The organism is Verrucomicrobiota bacterium (assembly GCA_037139415.1).
GTDB lineage: Bacteria > Verrucomicrobiota > Verrucomicrobiia > Limisphaerales > Fontisphaeraceae > JBAXGN01.
The window spans coordinates 1-18,831 of sequence record JBAXGN010000014.1 but is presented as its reverse complement, the minus strand read 5'-3'; the positions used below and the strand labels follow the sequence as shown (position 1 = coordinate 18,831).

Annotated in this window: 15 protein-coding genes; 12 read left to right on the top strand and 3 right to left on the bottom strand. The window is 57.5% G+C overall.

Annotation, left to right across the window (positions count from 1 at the left end; all coding sequences use genetic code 11):
• Positions 1 to 292: 292 nt before the first annotated feature.
• The 4 genes from WCO56_04025 (at position 293) to WCO56_04010 (ending at position 3,052) form a co-directional block, all read left to right on the top strand.
• Positions 293 to 517 carry a hypothetical protein gene (locus WCO56_04025; protein MEI7728709.1) on the top strand — a complete coding sequence of 75 codons (225 nt, stop codon included), beginning with the start codon at positions 293 to 295 and terminating at the stop codon, positions 515 to 517.
• On the top strand, positions 495 to 1,319 hold the full coding sequence (locus tag WCO56_04020) for a metallophosphoesterase (GenBank protein ID MEI7728708.1): 825 nt from the start codon (positions 495 to 497) through the stop codon (positions 1,317 to 1,319). Before WCO56_04025 ends, WCO56_04020 begins: the two co-directional genes overlap by 23 nt.
• Positions 1,320 to 1,559: 240 nt before the next feature.
• A complete protein-coding gene (locus WCO56_04015; GenBank protein ID MEI7728707.1) occupies positions 1,560 to 2,372 on the top strand; it encodes an AAA family ATPase in 813 nt (270 codons plus the stop codon).
• A gap of 17 nt (positions 2,373 to 2,389) precedes the next feature.
• The gene (locus WCO56_04010; protein ID MEI7728706.1) at positions 2,390 to 3,052 is read left to right on the top strand and encodes a hypothetical protein; all 663 of its coding nucleotides are present in this window, start codon (positions 2,390 to 2,392) and stop codon (positions 3,050 to 3,052) included.
• A 222-nt stretch (positions 3,053 to 3,274) separates the two neighbouring features.
• On the opposite strand, the gene WCO56_04005 is transcribed toward WCO56_04010, so the two are convergent.
• Positions 3,275 to 5,998, bottom strand: a complete 2,724-nt coding sequence (locus WCO56_04005) for an Ig-like domain-containing protein (GenBank protein ID MEI7728705.1) — start codon at positions 5,996 to 5,998, stop codon at positions 3,275 to 3,277.
• Between the two features lie 300 nt (positions 5,999 to 6,298).
• Between WCO56_04005 and WCO56_04000 the strand changes: the two genes are divergently transcribed.
• Positions 6,299 to 6,844 carry a hypothetical protein gene (locus tag WCO56_04000; protein ID MEI7728704.1) on the top strand — a complete coding sequence of 182 codons (546 nt, stop codon included), beginning with the start codon at positions 6,299 to 6,301 and terminating at the stop codon, positions 6,842 to 6,844.
• 536 nt (positions 6,845 to 7,380) lie between these two features.
• Positions 7,381 to 7,767 (top strand): rhodanese-like domain-containing protein, encoded by a 387-nt coding sequence (locus tag WCO56_03995; GenBank protein ID MEI7728703.1) that lies wholly within the window; start codon positions 7,381 to 7,383, stop codon positions 7,765 to 7,767.
• Positions 7,768 to 7,798: 31 nt separating this feature from the next.
• Here WCO56_03995 and WCO56_03990 read toward each other — a convergent pair whose 3' ends face one another.
• The gene (locus WCO56_03990; GenBank protein ID MEI7728702.1) at positions 7,799 to 9,889 is read right to left on the bottom strand and encodes a glycosyl hydrolase family 28-related protein; all 2,091 of its coding nucleotides are present in this window, start codon (positions 9,887 to 9,889) and stop codon (positions 7,799 to 7,801) included.
• A gap of 50 nt (positions 9,890 to 9,939) precedes the next feature.
• On the bottom strand, positions 9,940 to 10,077 hold the full coding sequence (locus WCO56_03985; protein MEI7728701.1) for a hypothetical protein: 138 nt from the start codon (positions 10,075 to 10,077) through the stop codon (positions 9,940 to 9,942).
• A gap of 213 nt (positions 10,078 to 10,290) precedes the next feature.
• On the opposite strand from WCO56_03985, the gene WCO56_03980 reads away from it, so the two are divergent.
• From WCO56_03980 to WCO56_03955, 6 genes are all read left to right on the top strand, one after another.
• Positions 10,291 to 11,400, top strand: a complete 1,110-nt coding sequence (locus WCO56_03980) for a class I SAM-dependent methyltransferase (GenBank protein MEI7728700.1) — start codon at positions 10,291 to 10,293, stop codon at positions 11,398 to 11,400.
• A gap of 188 nt (positions 11,401 to 11,588) precedes the next feature.
• On the top strand, positions 11,589 to 13,445 hold the full coding sequence (locus WCO56_03975) for a hypothetical protein (protein MEI7728699.1): 1,857 nt from the start codon (positions 11,589 to 11,591) through the stop codon (positions 13,443 to 13,445).
• Positions 13,446 to 13,684: 239 nt separating this feature from the next.
• Positions 13,685 to 15,406: an MFS transporter gene (locus tag WCO56_03970; protein MEI7728698.1), complete on the top strand. Its 1,722-nt coding sequence runs from the start codon at positions 13,685 to 13,687 to the stop codon at positions 15,404 to 15,406.
• A gap of 49 nt (positions 15,407 to 15,455) precedes the next feature.
• The gene (locus WCO56_03965; protein MEI7728697.1) at positions 15,456 to 16,418 is read left to right on the top strand and encodes a CsgG/HfaB family protein; all 963 of its coding nucleotides are present in this window, start codon (positions 15,456 to 15,458) and stop codon (positions 16,416 to 16,418) included.
• A gap of 22 nt (positions 16,419 to 16,440) precedes the next feature.
• On the top strand, positions 16,441 to 18,000 hold the full coding sequence (locus WCO56_03960; protein MEI7728696.1) for a flippase activity-associated protein Agl23: 1,560 nt from the start codon (positions 16,441 to 16,443) through the stop codon (positions 17,998 to 18,000).
• A 59-nt stretch (positions 18,001 to 18,059) separates the two neighbouring features.
• The gene (locus WCO56_03955) at positions 18,060 to 18,776 is read left to right on the top strand and encodes a lipoate--protein ligase family protein (protein MEI7728695.1); all 717 of its coding nucleotides are present in this window, start codon (positions 18,060 to 18,062) and stop codon (positions 18,774 to 18,776) included.
• Positions 18,777 to 18,831 lie beyond the last annotated feature (55 nt).

Below are 18,831 nucleotides of genomic sequence, written 5' to 3'. Positions count from 1 at the left end.
TGCTGTATCGCCGACTTCCCAGTCGGCAGACGGTTTGGCATTTCCTGGAGCTCGCGAATTTTTAACCCTCCGCAGGTTAAGAAACCTGCGACACAGCAGACTTGGAAGTCTGCGGTACGAAACGCGGTCGCCCTCCCCTGTAGCTGATGACGCCAAAGAAAGGCCAACCCATGCAAGAAAACCCTGCGCCCAACCCCGCCGATTTACGCCGCCGCGCCGAAGCCCAGCTCCAAGCCCAGCTCCAAGCCCAGGAGCCAGCCGCCCCTCCGCATTCCGCATTCCGCAATCCGAAATGAAGGAGGTTCGCCGGACGCTCCACGAACTGCACGTCCACCAGGTCGAACTGGAGATGCAGAACCAGGAACTCCGCCGCGCCCACGAGGAATTGGAAGTCGCCCGGGAGCGCTGGGCATATTTTGTGGTGGCGCGTCAGTTTCGGATTTCGGGTTCAAGGCGCAATTGCAGTCCGGGGCCGAAAGCGCTACTCTGTCGCCATGCAAAGTTTGAATCGTCGTGATTGGCTGACTCGGGCCGGCGCTGGAGCCTTATGGTTGGCCGGGCAATGGCCGGGAAGATTGCGCGCGGAAGATTCCAATCGCTCCGGCAAGGCCCGTTTCATCGTGGTGAACGATACGCATTACATTGACGAAGAGTGCGGCAGATGGCTGAACCGGGCGGTGGATTTGATGAAAAAGGAAGAACCTGACTTCATTCTGCATGCCGGGGATCTCACCGAGCACGGCAAGCGGGAACACCTGGCCGCCATGCGCGAACTGTTGCGCAGTTCTGGAAAACCGTTTTACGTGGTGCCGGGCAACCACGATTACCTGACGCAAAGCAGCGCCGCTGATTACGATGCGCTGTACGAGCGGCAGCGAAATTATTCGTTTGAAAGCAATGGCTGGCAATTTGTCGCACTGGATACCACCGAAGGCAAACTTTACGAAAAAACCTCCGTTCAACCCGAGACGATGCAGTGGTTGCGGGATGCATTGCCCAAGCTGGATAAAAAATTACCCACTGTGGTGTGCACTCATTTTCCGTTGGGAGTGGAAGTGCGGTATCGTCCGAAAAATGCGGATGAAGTGTTGGAGCAATTCAAGCCGTTCAACTTGCAAGCCATCTTCTGTGGTCACTTTCACGGGTTTACCGAACGGAAGTTCGGCGCAGCGCCGATCTATACCAATCGCTGTTGCTCCCTGAAGCGCGGGAACCATGATCGTACCAGCGAGAAGGGTTTCTTTATCTGTACCGCCGCGGAGGGCAAGGTCAGCACCCGATTTATCGAGGTGGCCGCCAATAAGCGGTTGTCGGGTTAATTGCCGAGGTCTGCCCGCAGGTTGGCAAACATGTTCTTGCCGGCTCCTTTCGGCACCGGTACTTTGGCTTTCGCTGAATCATTCTCCAGCAACTCTACCGTAGTTCCCGCCGAAAAGACAACGAATGGCGAGACCCTTGGTTTCCAAATTTCGTTCGCGCACCGCAAGCGGCTCCGCTAAAAGGTGCGCCCACTTGCTTCCTTGCTCGACAATGCGTCGGTGATCGGTTAAATACGGCGCGTGTATTTGGAGTACTATGGGTTGAAAGAGCCGCCGTTCGACATCACGCCGAACCCCCGGTTCCTGTTCTACAGCGCCAAGCACCGCGAGGCGTTCAATCATTTATTGTACGGTATTCACGAGCGCAAGGGGTTCGTGCAGTTGACCGGTGAAGTCGGCGCGGGCAAGACCACCCTTTGCCGCGCCCTGATGGAAAAGTTGGGCGACCATTACGCCACCGCGCTGATCCTCAACCCGGTGTTGGATGCCAACCACCTCATCAAGGCCATTGCCATGGAATTCGGCCTGGAAGTCAAACGCAGGGACAAACTCGAAACGCTCTCGCTGATCAACCAGTTCCTGCTGGAGATGGTGCATAAAGACAAGGATTGCGTGCTGATCATTGACGAGGCGCAAAACCTGACGAACGATTTGCTGGAACAAATCCGGCTGCTTTCCAACCTGGAAACCGATGACCGCAAACTGCTCCAGATTGTGCTGATGGGCCAGCCGGAGTTGCGGGATCGCCTGAATGATTACTCGCTGCGCCAGCTCCGGCAGCGCATCACCGTGCGTTACCATCTCAAGCCGCTGACCCGCCCCGAAATCAACCAGTACATCCAGCATCGGCTGCATGTCTCGGGTGGCAACGGGCAACCGTATTTTACTCCCGGCGCGCTCTGGCGCATCCGCCGCTACAGCCAGGGCATTCCGCGCCTGGTCAACGCCGTGTGCGATAAATGCCTGCTGGCCGGATACGTCAAGCAAAGCGACCGCATTGATTATTTCATGGTGGGCCTGGCCATTCGGGAATTGGAAGGAAACCTGGGTTAAACCGCTCCCTGCGCGCCATGAGCCTCATCAACGATGCACTGAAACAGGCCAGCCGGGCGCAGAAACAGCGCCCGTCCGAGCCGCCGCCGCTGGGCCAGGCGCTGCGTCCGGTGGATACCCTGAACCAGCGCCGACCGGTGGATGCTTTGGGTCCCTGGCTGATCATTGTGGTGCTGGTGCTGGTGCTGGGCGGGATGATGCTGGTCGGATCCTGGTGGTGGGATCGCAGCCACGCTAAAGGGTCTCCCGTGGGGGCGGTCGTTTCCCCGCCGGTGGTTCCGGTCGCCAGGAATCCTCAACCAAAACTGGTCCCCCCGGCTCCCACTCAGGCCCCTCCGGTTCCCGTGCCGCCGCCAGCTTCAGTAGCGAATACTCCTGCGGTCATTCCGCCAGCGATTTCGGCCAAGCCGGAACCGGTGAGGTCTAACCCGCCCGCTCCCGTGGCCAAGGTGATACCGCCGCCAATTCGCTCGCCGGTGGTGGATTCCCAACCCAAGCCGGAACCGGTGGTGCTGCATTTGCAGGGGATTTTCTATCGCCCGTCTAAACCCTCCGCCGTGATCAACGATCGCACCATGTACGTGGGTGACACGATTGGCGAAGCCAAGGTGATTGCCATTGAATCCGCGCTGGTCAAAGTGGAAGTGCGCGGGGAAGTTATTTCTTTGAGAATGAAATAAAGATTCCAGACATATTTGCTAGAGCACCACTGCCCAAATTCATTTCAAACCTCTCAAGTACCGATTTACAAAACGGGTTTGCCATCAGAGCTGCCACAAGTTCGTTGGGGTGTGACGAATACATATTTCGGGTTAGGAAACTGCAAATCACGGGCCTGAAAAAAAACCGGCCACCGAGGCGTGCGCCGGTGGCCGGTTTTGCAGAACAGGTGAACCAAGCAATTACTGGCTAATCCACACAAATCCGGATTGGTTGGTGCCTAGGAAAAAGCCTGCGCCTGTGGTGTTGGCACCTTGGATCAGGACGCTCTTAAACTGAGTGACAACTTTTGCGCCCGGAAGCTTGAAGTTCCCGGTAACTTGGCCGTCCCGTGCGGAGACGGTCAGCACCAGATTGCTCAAGGCACCGTTACCCGCCCGCAACTGGTTATTCACCACCGTCAAGGTGTTGGTCAATGGCGCGGCCAGGTTTCCTTGGCCAACGACCAGCACGCCGTTGGTCCATGTCACCGGGCTGTGCCCGAGCGTCGGAGTTAAATATTTGGCTACGGTCACGGGACGTATTTCGTTAAAGCCCGCAGGATAGAATTTATCGTTAAGTGACTCGGGCTTGGTCCAATAAGCCGAACCGGCCTGCGGGCCGTTGAGTTGCAACCAACCGACCAGGATGCCCTTGTTGCCGTATAGCGATGCATAATAGGGTACTGAGCCGTTGGCCGTCACCGCGGAGAGGATGCTCACTGGTATGCCATCTGCGAGAAAGCCTTTCAAGGTGGCTGTCCCAGCAGTGGTCACCGACAGCGTGAGGGGACTAAAGGCTGTTGGACTGCTACTGCCCACGCCTTTTGTCAGGCTGTTCTCGGCGACTATCATTGTGTAGGTACCAGCAAAGGTGTTGCTCGCAGCGGGCAACAAATGAACTGCCCCGAGATAAGCAGACCAGCCATCTCCATACACTTGACCCGAAATCATCTGGCTGGATCCAACCAAGCGCAAACTGACCAGTAGTAATTTGGTGCCTTGACGTGCCTGCACCATGGTGGCTCCCGACACGCTGAACATACCGCTCAGGGGAATGGCGCTGCCGTCGAGAATTAATTTGCCGGTGAACGCACCTTTATCCGTCAGGGAGATGGAAACATAACCGGCATTGGTGGCATACACCGCGCCTTTCGGCGAAAAAATGCCGGCATAATTCCCGATATTTGCCAGAAATGGATTCGGCACAAAGTTGGCCGTCAAAGAAAGGTTGCTTTGCATGAGAAAACTCAACGATGCCGTGGTGCTGGCTAGGCCACCGGACCAGTTGGAAAAGACCTGTCCCGGACCGGGTACGGCGGTCACGGAATATTGTTTGCCCACCTCCAATTGATTACCGGTAAAGCCCACGCGCACGATGCCACCGATCCCGTTCGTGATTAAGGTTAGTGAACCCGAGGCAATGTCAAACATGGTGACGCTGTTGGTCAGGGAGACGTTTCCTTGGGCATCCACCGCATAGGCGCTCACAGTGTTGCTGCCAGCGGTGGCAATGAAACCATAAGACCAGTCACGATTGTTGGTGCTGACGGCGGAATACCAAGGGCCGCCGTTCAACCGGCAATAGACCTGCTCCACCCCGACGTTGTCAGTGGCGGTGCCGGAAACCAGCAGGAACCCATTGGTCAAGATAGTACGTGTCGCCTTGGGGGTTCCGATGGAGATGCTGGGACGGGAGGTGTCGGTGGTACCACCACCACCGCCGGTGGTGCCACCCTTGGCGATATAAATGCCGGTTGTGCCATTGGTGAATGCGACTTGAAACGCGATTTGATCCGCACCATAAACCCGACCATAGGCACTGAGGTAACTGACGGGTTTTCCATCCACCATCGATTTATTATCAACGATTTTTTTAATGGTGCCGCCCCGTAGGGAATAAAAACCTTGATAATAGTTATTGTTAGACTGAACTGTCACCTGGAACACCAGGTTGGTGCCATCGTATCCGATCAAACTGAGGTATGAAATGGTTCCCGTCAGGCCTGGTATGGCGGTTTTAGAATCCACCAGTTTCGTGAGGCCGGTGCCGTCAGGATTAACCGAAAATATTCCGGCCCCACTGCTGGATTGGCCTTGGAATATGATTTTTCCGTCGAATACAATAGGCGGGCTATCCAAACCGGTAAACTTTTCAGACTTTCCAGGCACCGTGGTTATCCCAGCTTCCACCGCTTTAATCAAGGAACCTCCGGTTACCGCGAAAATGGCATTCCGGTTGAAATTCGTTGAATCACTGGCCCAAAACGCCACAAGGTTATCCGCAAATCCCAAGTCGCTGCTGGTTAAAATTTTTCCCGTTCCCCCCGGATAAGCAGCTCCCGGCGGTACCAGCGCCCGAAGGGTGCCATTACTATATTGGAAGATTCCGCGCCATCCGGCGGCATCCTGACCAATGAAGGATACCACATTGCCTTGAACCACCGGCGCGTACAAGGTGGCAAAGGCCCCGGTGCCACCGGGTACCGCCGATACCGTGCTGGAATCGAAGACCCGAGACAGGCTGGTGCCGTTATGTTGATAATACCCGACGCCCACGCTGCTCTCGCCCTTGAAAGTCACGATCCCATTGCCCACATAACTGGCGAAACCATATGCAAAATTGGTAAACAGCACACTGCTTCCGGGTACAGTGGTGGTGCCATCTGCCACGCGTTTCAGGGTGCCCCCGGACCACCGGTAGATACCGGGTTTCGCCGCCCCGCTAAAGACAGGATCCACGATGCTCTCAAACACCACAGTGGTTCCGTCAAAGAGCGGACTACTCAAACTGAGGAAGTTACCCGTGCCCCCGGGGATAGGGGTGCCATAATCGGCAACCTTGGTGAACGTGGTTTGGGCTGAGCCTGCCAAGGTGGCAAGGCTCAAGACAGCCGCACAAAAGAACGTAGTATTCGTTAGTCTCATAATATTCATTAGCGAGTCAACTGGGGAGCAAAGTAGCCCACGTCCGGGCGCTGTCAAATAGTGGGATTGCCAAGTCGGCGGGATAGAAAACGGCATTAACCGCAAAAAAACTCAAAAATCACGAAAACGGCATGTTTGATGCAGGTGAGTGCCAAATCCCCCTCAACCCGGCATAAACAGCTTCGATACCACCTTGTGTTAACAAAAACCGGTCCTGATTTCGGTTGCTTGGAATCCGCAAAACAAGGACTATCTTTCGCGTTCGCACGGGTGGAATGAACCATCCAGTGAATGACGTTCATGCCGTTGCTACGCCAAATCGCCATCTTAGCCGGTTGCCTGGCCTGCCTGGCCCTGTTGGGCTGGGTGGACTATGTCACGGGTTATGAGTTTGGTTTTTTTGTGTTTTATTCCGGCCCGGTGGGCGTTGCGGCCTGGCAATTGGGTCGTTGGCCGGGCATCCTGATTTCATTGGCGGCAACCCTGACGTGGGGGTTTGCGGACGCCCTGACCGGTCAGAAATATTCCAGTGTTTTCTATTTGTACTGGAATAACATTGTTCACTTCACCTGTTTTGTCATCAATGCCGTGGCCATCGCCAAAATCAAGGGCGACCTGGACCGTATCCATCGGCTTTCGGACGAACTCAAGGCGACTCGCAGTGTGCTGCGTTCCGTTGCCTCCCGACTCCCGGCCTGTCCCGTTTGCGGCAAAGCGCATCCACCTGTCCCGTCCGCCAGCCAGCCGGTCGTGCTGCCGCCGGGGACCGAATCCCAACCCGAACCGGCGGCGGTACTATGCGAGGGTTGCCGGTTGCTCCCACCCGGTGCTGCCGTGGAAAAATAAGGAGCAACCATTGTCCCGCCAATTCGCCACTCATAATGCCGTCTCCCATTCACCATCGGCCTGCTGGCAGGAGCGCTGGGGTTGACCTCACGATTTTAGCCCAGTTCCCGCCGACCATCCTCAGCAACGTGACCCAACACCTGAATTCCAACATACATCCAGCGGGTTTGAATCGTATAGGTGTCAGGTTGCCTTGATTAGCACACTGGGTATGTAAACGACACTTTAAGTGGTTGCGTGGGGCTGAGCCATCGCACCGTGTGCCCCAAAATCACAGGGAAACGCCGGAGCTTTCCCGATTTTCCCCTCCCCGGCCGGCCTGCGAAGTGGTGCGAACCCGCAATAAAATGCATTTTGCATTCTGCGTTTCAGATATATACTTCTAATGCGATGCATAAGTTTACGTCAACGTGCAGTATCCGCCGGGCGCTGAGCCCGATGGCGAGCAGCCGTGTTCTGCGCATCACCGCCACGCCTGGGAGTCCCGGAGCGGGGCGGACATCCCTGATCCAAACCCTCAAATCGAAATCGAAACCATGAAAAAACTGATCCTCCTCCTGGCCACCGCGATGCTTGCGGTGGCGGCTTATGCGGGCGAGTTTGCCAACATCTCCATCACGGACCTCAAATCGGCCATTGCGGCCAAGCAAGTCGTTGTGCTGGACGCAAACGGCAGCGAATCGTGGCACGCCGGGCACATTCCTGGAGCCATCGATTACCAGGGCAACAAACAGCGTTTGGCCACGCTGCTACCCTCGGATAAAGGGGCGCTGATTGTGGCGTATTGCGGCGGGCCGCGCTGCCGGGCTTACCAGGCGGCCGCCCAAGCAGCGGTGGAATTGGGCTACACGAACGTCAAGCACTTGTCCGCCGGCATTTCCGGCTGGAAACAGGCCAGCGAAAAGGTGGATACCGCCCCTTGATCCCGCAAGGGACGGCCACTGATCGCTTGGATTATTTCAGGCTTCCCTTGGCTGTCAATCGGTAGGCGGTGCCATCGTGCGTCACCTCGCACCACTCACCCCCGGTGAGGGTGGCGATGCCCACGACCTTCAGGATGCCAGGGCCGGTTCCAGAACGCGAGAGGTGAAACCGCGTTCCGGGCAAGGGCTGGATCGAAGCATGCGGCGTGGCGAAGGTGAGGGTGCGGTCGGCGGTCAGTGCGGCAGCGAAATGGATCTGCTCGGGATCTCGGCCCAGCATGATCGCGGCGTCCTGGTCGCCAATGCTCCGCAAGCCCTCGCGTACCCCGGAATGCGGTGCGGTGGCATGATACACGCGGACGTTCCCGCAGACGAAACGTTCCTGCTCGCCCTTCTGGAACTGTTCGGCGAGCAGAACCAAGTGGAACCTCCCTCCGTCGAGGTTGCGGATCACGAAGGGGAGGGTGATGCGCTGCCAGTTGGCCTGCAGGCGAACCGTCCTCGCCGAGACCCGTTCATTGGACTGCCCGTAGTTATGCACCAGCCACAGGTACACGGTGTCCAACGGCGCGGCGTCCGACCGTTTCAACTCGACCTCGATGAACCCCACCCGCCCCTCCTGGAGCTGCTTCGTGTCATCCAGCCGCACCGTCAGGCCGGCGTTTTTAGCGGCGGCGGTAAACTCCGCCGCAGTCTCGCCGCCGTGCGCGTCGGCCACGGCCTTGAGCTGCCCCGCGCCGCTGGCCAGCATGTCCCTCCCGGTGAGCGAGGCGATGGGCTGGTAGCCAGGGTCGTCGCCACGCTGCCACACCGCCGGTGCCTCGGGGCTGCCAGCGAGGAAGAGGTCGGGATCGAACGGGATCGCGTAGCCGGGAAGATTGGAGACCGCCGGCCCGAGAGGTCCCCACTGCTTGTTGTCGCGTTCCTGCGAGTAAACGTAGCTCGTGTTGCCGGGTGTGTGATCCTGCAGCCGCTTGATGCCAGGATCGAATTCGATCAGGTACGGGTACGGTGTGCCGTAGTGGTAGTTGTGGTCGAAGCTGATCCCGGCCTGGGCGATGTACGAGTACACGATGCCGCGTTGCTCGCCACCCGATCCCGAAAGCAGATTGTCGCGGAGCTTCACGCCGGTGACGTAGCTGCCCTGCCCAGGAACGACCGTCGTGCTGTGCTGGCGCGCGAGCCGGTCGCTGCCGCTGGCCTTGTCCTCAAGCGCGATGAGGATCCGCGGCTTGTCGGTGTCACGGTTCTCGTTGCCGAACTTATTGTCGCTGATGAGAATGCCCTGCCCGCTGTTCACGCCCCAGCTTTTCGCATCGCTGTTGGGCACCAGCCAGATGTCGGCTTCCTTCTTCGTGCCACCGAAAGAGATGAAACTGTTACGGGGGCCAACCTGAAGGCTGCCGCTGAGGCGGTCGCCCAGCTTGAGGTGATACTTGTTCTGCTCGAAGGCGCAGCGCGTAATCTGGCTGTCGTCGAAGTATCCTCCCCAAGCAATGCCGATGGATGGCGACTTGGCTCGCCCGTAGAAGATGCAGTCCTCGACGGAAAGATAGGGCGAGTCATCGGCGTTGTTGCCGATCGCGCACTCGGAGTAGTCAATGAAGTAGCAGTCGCGGAAGATGTGGCGCCCGCCGACCATGTTCTTCGTCCAGATGCTGCGAAAGGCCCCTTTCCCACCGACCAACGAGAGCCCCTCGAAGATGGTGGACTCAACCCGGCCACAGGTGAGGAAGTACACCTCGCCGGAAAGCTCAATCCGTGCCTGGTTTGGCCCGTCGCCTTTGATGTGCCACACCTGCGCGTCGGGGCATTCCAGTCCCTTGCCCTTGTAAACGTACACACCCGGCGGGAAGTAGAGTGCCGGTTCGTTCACGGCCGCATACCCGCGCGGTGACGGCCCCTTGCCACGGTACCCCGGCTTCTGCCCCTTGCACACGGTGCGCCAGGCTTTCTCGATGGCCGCAGTGTCGTCGGTTTTGCCGTCCCCTTTGGCCCCGAACTCGCGCACATTGGCCACCAACAGGTTGTTCGACTCTGGCGTCTTTTCCTGGGCCTGAGTTTGCCCACAGAACAGCATGGCAAGCAGAAACAGCGCAGGCAGGATGAAATTATTCTTCATGGCATCTCCGAGTTCATTTGATCTGACATTTCTTTGGCAAAGTTCAAAAGTTACCGCAACGCGACAATTGAAAGCATGAGCAGTGCCAAAAAGCAAATTCTATCAGTTCCAGTGAACTCCAGGTCGGACAGGCCCACGGGCGGATCAACCAGCAACACGCGCACCTGATCTTCGGCGATCACTTTCATGGCGGCTTTGCCGCGCCCTTTGGATTTTTTGCCCGCAAATATTTCAGCGAGGTGGGGCGCGCAAAAAGAAGCCAGCGGTTTTTCGTTTTAAAGTCGGGCAATCTCCGGTTACACTAATAACGTGAATAAGGTGACCCGTTTTATTGATCGGGTTCCCGTCAGTCTGTCGGCCAGCTTGACGATTGGCAGGCCAGGAAGTACGGTAGGCGACACATGAAGCATAAGCTAGACGCGGTAGTGTCTTCCCCCAGTACGCCGCAAGGCGCTACGAGGGGCGATACCGGCAAAAACGGTGCGCATCCGTCCGTGGAAGAGGCGGATATTGTGCGCGCACGGGCCAAGATAACGCGCCACTACTTCACCAAAATTCCGAGCCGAATTTTAAGAAGGTTATCACACTCGCTGGCGGCGGGATTATCCGCCCTGGCCGCAGCTTTGCCAAAGCGCAAACGCACGCTCAGCCAAGTCCTCGAAAAATATGATCAACTGGCGGGGGAATACATCAAAAGCCGGGAAGCTTCGCTCGCCCAACCCCACGAGATCGTTGCCTGCCTTGACGGCGTGCCGGCGAAGATTGGCTCAGATAAATACCTTGCCGGGTTTGACAGCCTTATCGCCGAAAATGTTTTCCGCCTCGATCCGAAAGCCGCCTCGTATTTGGAACTCGGGGTGGGCGAATATACTTCGGCAGTAGGCGGGTGGAAACGCTCGGGGAATTCCCCGCCCGGCCGGTTCGTCGGGATGGATCTGTCATGGTCCCGCCTGCAGGTTGGCGAGCGCTACGCTCGCTCGCAGGGGCTTCCGATCGAACTGTCCGTGCTTGGCAACATCTTCCAACTGCCGTTTCTGGACAACTCGTTTGATGTGGTCTATACGGTTCATTGCCTGGAGCAATCGCCATTTAATACGGTCCAGGCATTGCGGGAAATGTATCGGGTGGCCGGTTCGTATTTGATCCTGATCGAGCCCGATTACGAGCTGGGAGATCGCATTCAAAAGCGCCGGCTCATCCTGCAAGATTACGTGCGCGATATTCCCCAGGCCATCGCAACGCTCGGCCTTAATTTGCGGAAGCATGAGCTATGCCGCTTCGGTTCGCACATGAACTGCCCGGCGATTTATATCATTCAAAAAGAGCCCGCTCACTCCGGCCGGATGGCAGCCGAATTTCTTGGCTGTCCCCAAGACCACGGGGCGTTGGTGAAGGCACATGGCCAGTGGTTCAATCCGCGTCTGAAGCTGGTGTATCCCATGATCGGGGGCATCGCCTGTCTTCAAGTTGAGAATGCCATCCGCGCTTCACGTTTTCTGGATGAGCTATGAGGGGGCCGGGGCTCATCGGAATACGCTACGCAACCAGTTCTGTGTGATCACACAATAGGCCTTGCCAAGCTTACCGGAGCCAGTATAAAGGCAACCAGTGTTTGCGGATATAAGACAGAACCCGTTCACCACAACCAACGGCACTCTTGAAAATCGGCTGCCTGCCAGGCTGGCTGAGAGGGGGTGGCGTGTCTAAGGTTCCCGTCACGCAGGTAATCGTCCAGGCTTGGCTGATGTGGATTGCCGGCCTGTTGTTAAACGCCTATCTCTGGAGTGCGGCCGTACTTTTGCCTTATAATATTTGGACGGCGGTGCCATGGACCGTCGGCATCCTGTTGTGGGCCAGATGGCAGCTCCGCCAATATTCCCCCAGTGAACTGGCGCCACTCAAAGCCCAGCTCCTCTTCAAGCCGTTCTTGTTCTTTGTGCTGTTGTTTTTGCTCGTGACCCATATTTACCCGGCCACCGTGCATGACTCGGTGTCTTACCGGATTCCCCGGCAGTTCATCTGGCTGCAAGAAGGCCACATAACGCACGTACCCGTCACGGACGAGCGGCTCAACACCATGCCGTACAACTGGGGGTTGGCCGCCCTGCCATTATTAACGATTGATAATGGCAACTACTCTGAAGTCACCAATGTGATCGCCTGGGTGGTGTTCTATCTGATCATGGGCGCCTGGGTGCGAACTTGGACCAATGATGCCGAAAAAGCGAGATGGCTGGCGCTGATTGCCGCCTTGCCGATGGAATTCGTGTTGCAGGCCCCGCGCGGCATGAATGATATGTATTCCAGCGTGCTGTTGATTGCCGCCGGCTACTTCATCGTGGTGTTCGAGGAAAAGCAAAGTCCCCTCAATCCCTGGTTTTCTCTGATTGCCTTCACCGTCGCTGCCGGGACGAAACCCCAGTATTGCGTTTTTGGTTTGCCTTGGGTTTTATGGTTTCTGTTCAGCCCCTCCCGGCCTTGGCGCGTGGTCAATTGGCGTTATGCCCCCTTGGTGGGGCTCGGCGCGCTGGCGACGTCACCCTTGAACAGCTTTTGGATGAATTACGAAACGTATGGTTCCTGGACCGGGCCGGCTCAAATTGTGTGGCAGGGCACGCCTTTGGGTAAATTTCTCGGGAATTTCGTGATGATGGTTTACCATGCGCTGCAACCCCCATTGGTACCCTTGGCCTCCCGTTGGAATACCCTGAGTGACCAATGGCTGGTCCAGCACGGAATCACTCATTATGCGCCGCTGTTTAATCTGCATACGCACGAATTGCCTTTGGTGGATAATGCCAGCCTGGGCTTGTGCTACTCCCTGGCCATGATCCTCGGCGCCAAAATGGCTTGGAAAACGTCCATGGAAAACCCCCGCTGGCTTTACTGGCTGATCTGGGCGGGCGTGTATGGGTTCATTTTCTCCTCCCTGATAGTATCCGCCCGAAGCATTGCCCGTTCCCTGGTCGGCTTTGTCATTTTTTTTATGCCCTTTGCCTTATGGGGGTTGGCGCAAATTTCATTCCGTTCCGTTCGCCGATGGGGACTTCTCTTGGTGACCGTTTCCGCCTGGGCGATCATCTTCACCCCGACCAATCCGCTCTGGCCGGTGAAATACACCCTGGCGCTGCTGGATAAAATACATGCCCCCGCCGCACTACTCAGCCAAATTCGCCAATATGACCTGTTCGCCCAACGGTATTACTGCGGCGAAGCGGTCGTGGCGCAAATTCCAAGCAGTGAAAAGAACATCGGCGCCATCACCGGCTGGGGTGAGCCATTGATGCAACTGTGGTATCCGCCCAAACTGAGGCGGCACGTCACCCTTTTCCCCAGAGAAGCAACGCTGGAAGACGTTAAAATAACCGGCTTGCGTTATTTCGTCATTGGCGGCGCGGCGCCGGAGTTTCATGACGCCTTGATCAAACAAATGCTCGCCGACCCTGAATTTACACTGGTTATTAAAAAGGCCTACACCAGTTCCCTCAGCCGGAAAGGGCAGGACTGGCTGCTGCTCAAGCGGACCATCCCACCTGGCAAAGAGGATCGCCCGTAGCGCAGGTCAAAAACTGACAGGAACAAGTCAATTCTCGCCATTTCCTTTCGCGCGCCGCCACCTCATGCTGACGGGGTGAAGCCAGTAACTCGCGCCACGGGCAGAAGGGATTGCTTGACCTGCCGGTGAGATTCCGTTACCAAAGCACGGTCAGCCGTAAATGTGTGTATGGGCGGAAAGGTGTGAAAGCGCCTTTTTATCTGGCTGGCCATAAATAACGTTTAAGAACACTGAAAACTATGAAGCAAGTATCAAATCTGTTCCGCACGGCGGATGGGAGGAATCACGCCGTTACATTCATGCTTATCTGCACGTTGTTTCTCCTGTGGGGATTTTGCAACGGACTGATCGACACGTTGAATAAACATTTTCAAAATTCGCTCAGCGTCAGCAAGACGCAATCGGCACTGGTGCAGATGGCGAATTACATGGGTTATTTTCTGATGGCCATCCCCTCCGGCCTGCTGGCCCGGCGCTTCGGCTACAAGGGCGGCATCATGATCGGCCTGGTGCTGATCGCCACCGGGGCCTTTTGGTTCATCCCGGCGGTTCATATTGGCACCTATTGGGCATTTCTGACCGGCTTGTTTATCTTGGCGACGGGGCTGACCTGCCTGGAAACAATCGCGAATCCGTACACGACCGTACTTGGCCCGCCCGAAGCCGGCGCCACGCGCATCAACCTGGCGCAAAGCTGTAACGGCATCGGCTGGATTATCGGTCCCATCATCGGCGGCTTTTTCCTGTTCTCGGGCTCGGGCGAAGTGAATCGCAGCAACGAGAATCTCTACAAGCCCTACCTCATGGTGGGCATCATCGTTACGATTCTGATTGTGATTTTCGCATTTTCCAATGTGCCGGATTTGCAGGCGGAAGACGAAGCGAAAGCGGAAGGCGGCAATGGCGGTGGCGCCACCTCCGGCAAGCCGCTCTTCAAGCGCTGGCATTTCACCATGGCGGTGGTGGCCCAATTCCTGTACGTTGCGGCGCAGACGGGTATTTTTAGCTTTTTCATCAATTACGTCGTCAGTGACACCCCCACCCTCAGTCAGGTGGCCGCCGCCAAAATGCCCGCCAAAATGACCTATTCGGCGGCGATGTTCGCGCCGGAAGACATCAAGGACGCCAAAGGGTTATATGCCCGGCTAAGGCAGGATGCGGATGCCAAGACCCAGCCGGTTTCCCAATTCTTGTGGGGTAAATTTGCGACCAATACCCAAGCGCTGGCGGTGGCGGTGGAAGCCGACCAGAAAACGTTGGTGCGCAAACAGGTGTCGGCCCTGGAAACCGAGTTCAACCGGATACTGCAAACCAACACGCTCTATGAAGCCCAACGCTTTGCGGGCGTAACCTTGGCGGAGGAAACCAAAAAACTCATCGCGCAGAATCCCCAGGGTGAAACCTTGGCGCGCCTCAATCGTCGTCTGCTGGAAGACACTTATCCCGCCAGCCTGATTGTCCGCAACCCGTACCTGAACGCCTCCTTGTTCCGCATTTCCGAGCAGGGGGCCACCTTGCTGCTTTCGGTTGGCGGGTTCGGCCTGTTTTTGCTGGGCCGGTTTACGGGCAGCGGCGTGCTGCGTTTCTGCAAGGCGCATTCCACCCTGGCCGTCTATTGTGTGCTGAGCGCCGCCGCCATGGTGCTGGTGATAATGCCGTGGGGTTGGCTTTCCCTCGCGGGCCTCTTCATGAGTTTCTTCTTCATGTCCATCATGTTCCCGACCATCTTTGCGCTGGGCATCCGGGGTTTGGGCGAGCATACCAAGCTGGCCTCTTCGCTGATCGTCATGGCGATTGTCGGCGGAGCCATCATGCCCTTGTGGATGGGCTGGCTGGCGGACACGTACTCGATGCGCGTCGGGTTCCTGATGCCCATGATTTGCTTCATCGGGGTCGCCGTTTATGCCGCTTTCTGGCCCAAGCTGGAAATGGCGGACACCGGGCACGCCGTGACGGATTAGGTGTTGCGCCCGCTTGACCGGCACCGGGGATTGGGATACGGTTGAGCCCATGAAAAAACATGCTTTGCTTCAGCTTTCCCTGGCCGCAGTGGCCGGAATGGTTTGTTTTACGTTCTCCGGATGCTTTACCACCAGTGACAACCGGCCAGTAACCCCCGGTGCCATCCCGTTCAAGAAAGGCTGCGAAGTTCCTCCGGTGGTCGCCGTGATGGAGTTTGAAAACCAAGGCGGCGGCAACTCCCAATGGAACCTGGGCAGCAGCATGGCGGACATGCTGGTCACCCGCCTGATGGATACGAAAAAAGTGGTGGTGTTGGAACGCCAAAACATCCGTGACATTCTGGGCGAGCTGGCGTTGCAGAAACAGGGGGTCTCCCGGCAGGAGGGCCGCGTGGCCGGTGGTCGCTTGAAAAACGCCAAATATCTGATTCGCGGGGCGATCACGGATTTTTCCGGGGGTGAAGGTCTGTCGGGCGGAGTCGGTGTTTCCTCGTACAAAATCTTTGGGGGTGGCAGCCGGTCCCAGGTGGGGCTGCACATGCGCATTTACGACGTGGAAACCGGTGAAATCATCGGCTCGGCCAAAGGGCAAGGGCACTCCGCTTCCGGTAGCGCCGGGGCGGCGGGGCAATATAAAAACATCAAGTTTGGCGGGGAAGCGTTCATGCGCACCCCGTTGGGCAAGGCCACGGAACGGGCGATGACCGAGGCGATTGAGGAGCTGTTCAAGGTGCTGCCCGTGGACTATTGGCATCCCTTGGTGGCCGAGTCTGATCAAGGCGCGGTGATTGTCAATGGCGGCGAGAATGTGAGCCTGAAACCGGGTGATCAATTCCTTGTGCGTGAGAAACCGCGCTTCGTCACGGATCCCGCCACCGGCAATGTCATTGACACCATTACCGGCAACCAGACCGGACGGATTCGAGTGGAGAAAGTGGGCAAGTTGTCCGCCACGGCAAAATTAGTGGAAGGCACCGCCGTGCGTGGGCAATTGCTCGAATTGATGAAATGATGCCTGGCGCTGCTCCATTGGCATGAACCGCCGGCTTTTGCTGCTGTTGTTGATCGCGTTGGGAGCGCTGGCGTTTCGCCTGCCCCGGCTTGACCAGCGTCCCCTGCACAACGACGAGGCCATCAACGCGTTCAAACTCCAGACGCTTTGGGAAAAAGGCCAGTACGCGTACGATCCAGATGAATACCATGGTCCCGCCCTGTATTACTTCTCGCTGCCTTTCCTCTGGCTCGGTCCGGCCCAAGATGCCGCGCAAATGAAGGATGCGACGTTGCGCCTGACCCCGGTATTTTTCGGTGTGGCGTTGATTCTGTTGTTGCCCCTCTTGCGGGATGGCCTTGGCTGGGGCGTAATCCTTAGCGCCGGTGTGCTCACGGCCATTTCCCCGGCCATGGTGTTTTACAGCCGCTACTTCATCCACGAGATGTTGTTCGTGTTTTTCACCCTGTTGTTGCTCGCGGCGATCTGGCGTTACTCACAATCCTCACGGTTGGGATGGGCTATTCTGGGCGGTGCCGCGTTGGGGTTGATGTACGCCACCAAGGAGACGTTCGTGTTGAACGTCGCCGCCGCCCTCGCCGCGTTGTTCGCCGCCCGGCTGGTGGCCCGCTGCCGCGAGGGGCAGCCGTTGCGGCCGCCCGCCGGATGGGTTTCGGGCCGACACCTGCTGGTCGCCGCCTTGGCCGCGCTGGTCGTGGCGGAATTATTCTTCTCCTCCTTCGGCACGAACGCGCGCGGGCCGGTGGATGCCTTGCGCACGTACCTGCCGTGGCTGAAGCGCGCGGGCGGCCATTCTCCTCATATCCATCCCTGGTACTTTTACTTTGAACATCTGTTCTGGTTTCAGGCCCCCAAGGGCCCGCGGTGGTCGGAAGGGCTGATTCTGGTACTGGCGCTGGTCGGGTCAGTCGTACCGTTTTTGCGGACTTCCCTGCCGGGCGTCCACACCTTTCTGGCCCGGAGCCTCGTGTTTTACACCTGGTTCCTCGCTGCCATCTACAGCGTGATCAGCTACAAGACGCCTTGGTGCCTGCTGGGCTTCCTGCAACCGATGATCCTCGTGGCGGGTCTGGGCGTAGTGGCCCTATTCACTTGGACGCGCGGTTTCCGGCTCAAGCTGTTGCTGAGTCTGCTGTTGCTCGGTGGTGGCACGCACTTGGGCTGGCAGGCGTGCTGTGCCAACTTCCAATTCGCCGCCACTTGGCGTAATCCCTATGTCTATGCGCAAACCGTGCCGGATATTTATCGGTTGGTGGAAAAAGTGGCGGGCATCGCCAAAGTACACCCGCAAGGCAACCGGATGTTGATCAAGGTCATTTCCAATGAAAGCTATTGGCCGTTGCCGTGGTATTTGCGCCATTTTTCGCAAGTGGGCTGGTGGGACGCGCTGCCGGCCGATCCCTACGCGCCCGTGATCATCGTCAACTCCCGTTTCCAGGCCTATTTGGACGAGAAATCCAATAAGAAATATCTCATGGTGGGCCATTACGAGCTGCGTCCCACGGTGTTCCTGGAGATGTATGTGGAACTGGACCTCTGGACCAAATACGTCGCCACCCTCCCCAAAGAGCGGGAGGAGTAATCCCTTTGCCTGCGTAATCAGGATGGACCCGAAACCCTGGTTACCGCTACCATGAGCGCGTGAACTATCTGGACCAAACGTTGCCCACGCCGGCGGAAAATCTCGCGTGCGACGAAGCCCTGGCTGAATCCTGCGAGCAGGGCGGGCCCGAGGTGTTGCGCTTTTGGGAAGCGCGGGAATGGTTTGTGGTGGTCGGTTATGCCAACAAACAGGCCCGGGAAGCCAATCTGGCCGCCTGTGCGGCAGCGGGTGTGCCGGTGTATCGCCGGCCCAGCGGCGGCGGCACGGTATTGCAGGGTCCCGGCTGTCTCAACTACACCTTGATTTTAAAGGTCACCCCCGCCGGATCGCTGGCCAGCATTGCCAGCGCCAACCGGTTTATCATGGAGCGTCAGGCCGCGGCGCTCGCCACAGTGTTGGGTCAACCCGTACATGTGCAGGGCCACACCGACCTCACCCTGGGCGACCATAAATTCTCCGGTAACGCGCAACGGCGTTTCCGCAACAGTCTGCTGTTTCACGGCACCTTCCTGTTGAACTTCGACCTGACCGCCATCCACCGTTTTTTACCTCCACCCAGCCAGCAGCCCGCCTATCGCTTGAACCGGGGACATGCCGACTTTGTGGTGAACCTGCCCTTGGACGCGGCGCAGGTCAAAGCTGCTTTATGCCAGGCTTGGGGAGCATCCGAGCCACTTGCCGAACTCCCCCGCCAACGCATTGACCAGTTGGCGCGGGAAAAATATTCCCAACCGGAATGGAATGAAAAATTTTAACCTCAGAACACCGCATCTGCGCCGAATAATTTGATACCATTGGGGATTGGCGGGT

Bases quoted from the DNA above. Each gene is read 5' to 3' on its own strand.
- WCO56_03990 (MEI7728702.1), bottom strand. From the start codon at position 9,889: ATGAAGAATAATTTCATCCTGCCTGCGCTGTTTCTGCTTGCCATGCTG.
- WCO56_04025 (MEI7728709.1), top strand. From the start codon at position 293: ATGAAGGAGGTTCGCCGGACGCTCCACGAACTGCACGTCCACCAGGTC.
- WCO56_03960 (MEI7728696.1), top strand. From the start codon at position 16,441: ATGAACCGCCGGCTTTTGCTGCTGTTGTTGATCGCGTTGGGAGCGCTG.
- WCO56_04000 (MEI7728704.1), top strand. From the start codon at position 6,299: ATGCCGTTGCTACGCCAAATCGCCATCTTAGCCGGTTGCCTGGCCTGC.
- WCO56_03980 (MEI7728700.1), top strand. From the start codon at position 10,291: ATGAAGCATAAGCTAGACGCGGTAGTGTCTTCCCCCAGTACGCCGCAA.
- WCO56_04020 (MEI7728708.1), top strand. From the start codon at position 495: ATGCAAAGTTTGAATCGTCGTGATTGGCTGACTCGGGCCGGCGCTGGA.
- WCO56_03985 (MEI7728701.1), bottom strand. From the start codon at position 10,077: ATGAAAGTGATCGCCGAAGATCAGGTGCGCGTGTTGCTGGTTGATCCG.
- WCO56_03965 (MEI7728697.1), top strand. From the start codon at position 15,456: ATGAAAAAACATGCTTTGCTTCAGCTTTCCCTGGCCGCAGTGGCCGGA.
- WCO56_04005 (MEI7728705.1), bottom strand. From the start codon at position 5,998: ATGAGACTAACGAATACTACGTTCTTTTGTGCGGCTGTCTTGAGCCTT.
- WCO56_03995 (MEI7728703.1), top strand. From the start codon at position 7,381: ATGAAAAAACTGATCCTCCTCCTGGCCACCGCGATGCTTGCGGTGGCG.
- WCO56_04010 (MEI7728706.1), top strand. From the start codon at position 2,390: ATGAGCCTCATCAACGATGCACTGAAACAGGCCAGCCGGGCGCAGAAA.
- WCO56_03970 (MEI7728698.1), top strand. From the start codon at position 13,685: ATGAAGCAAGTATCAAATCTGTTCCGCACGGCGGATGGGAGGAATCAC.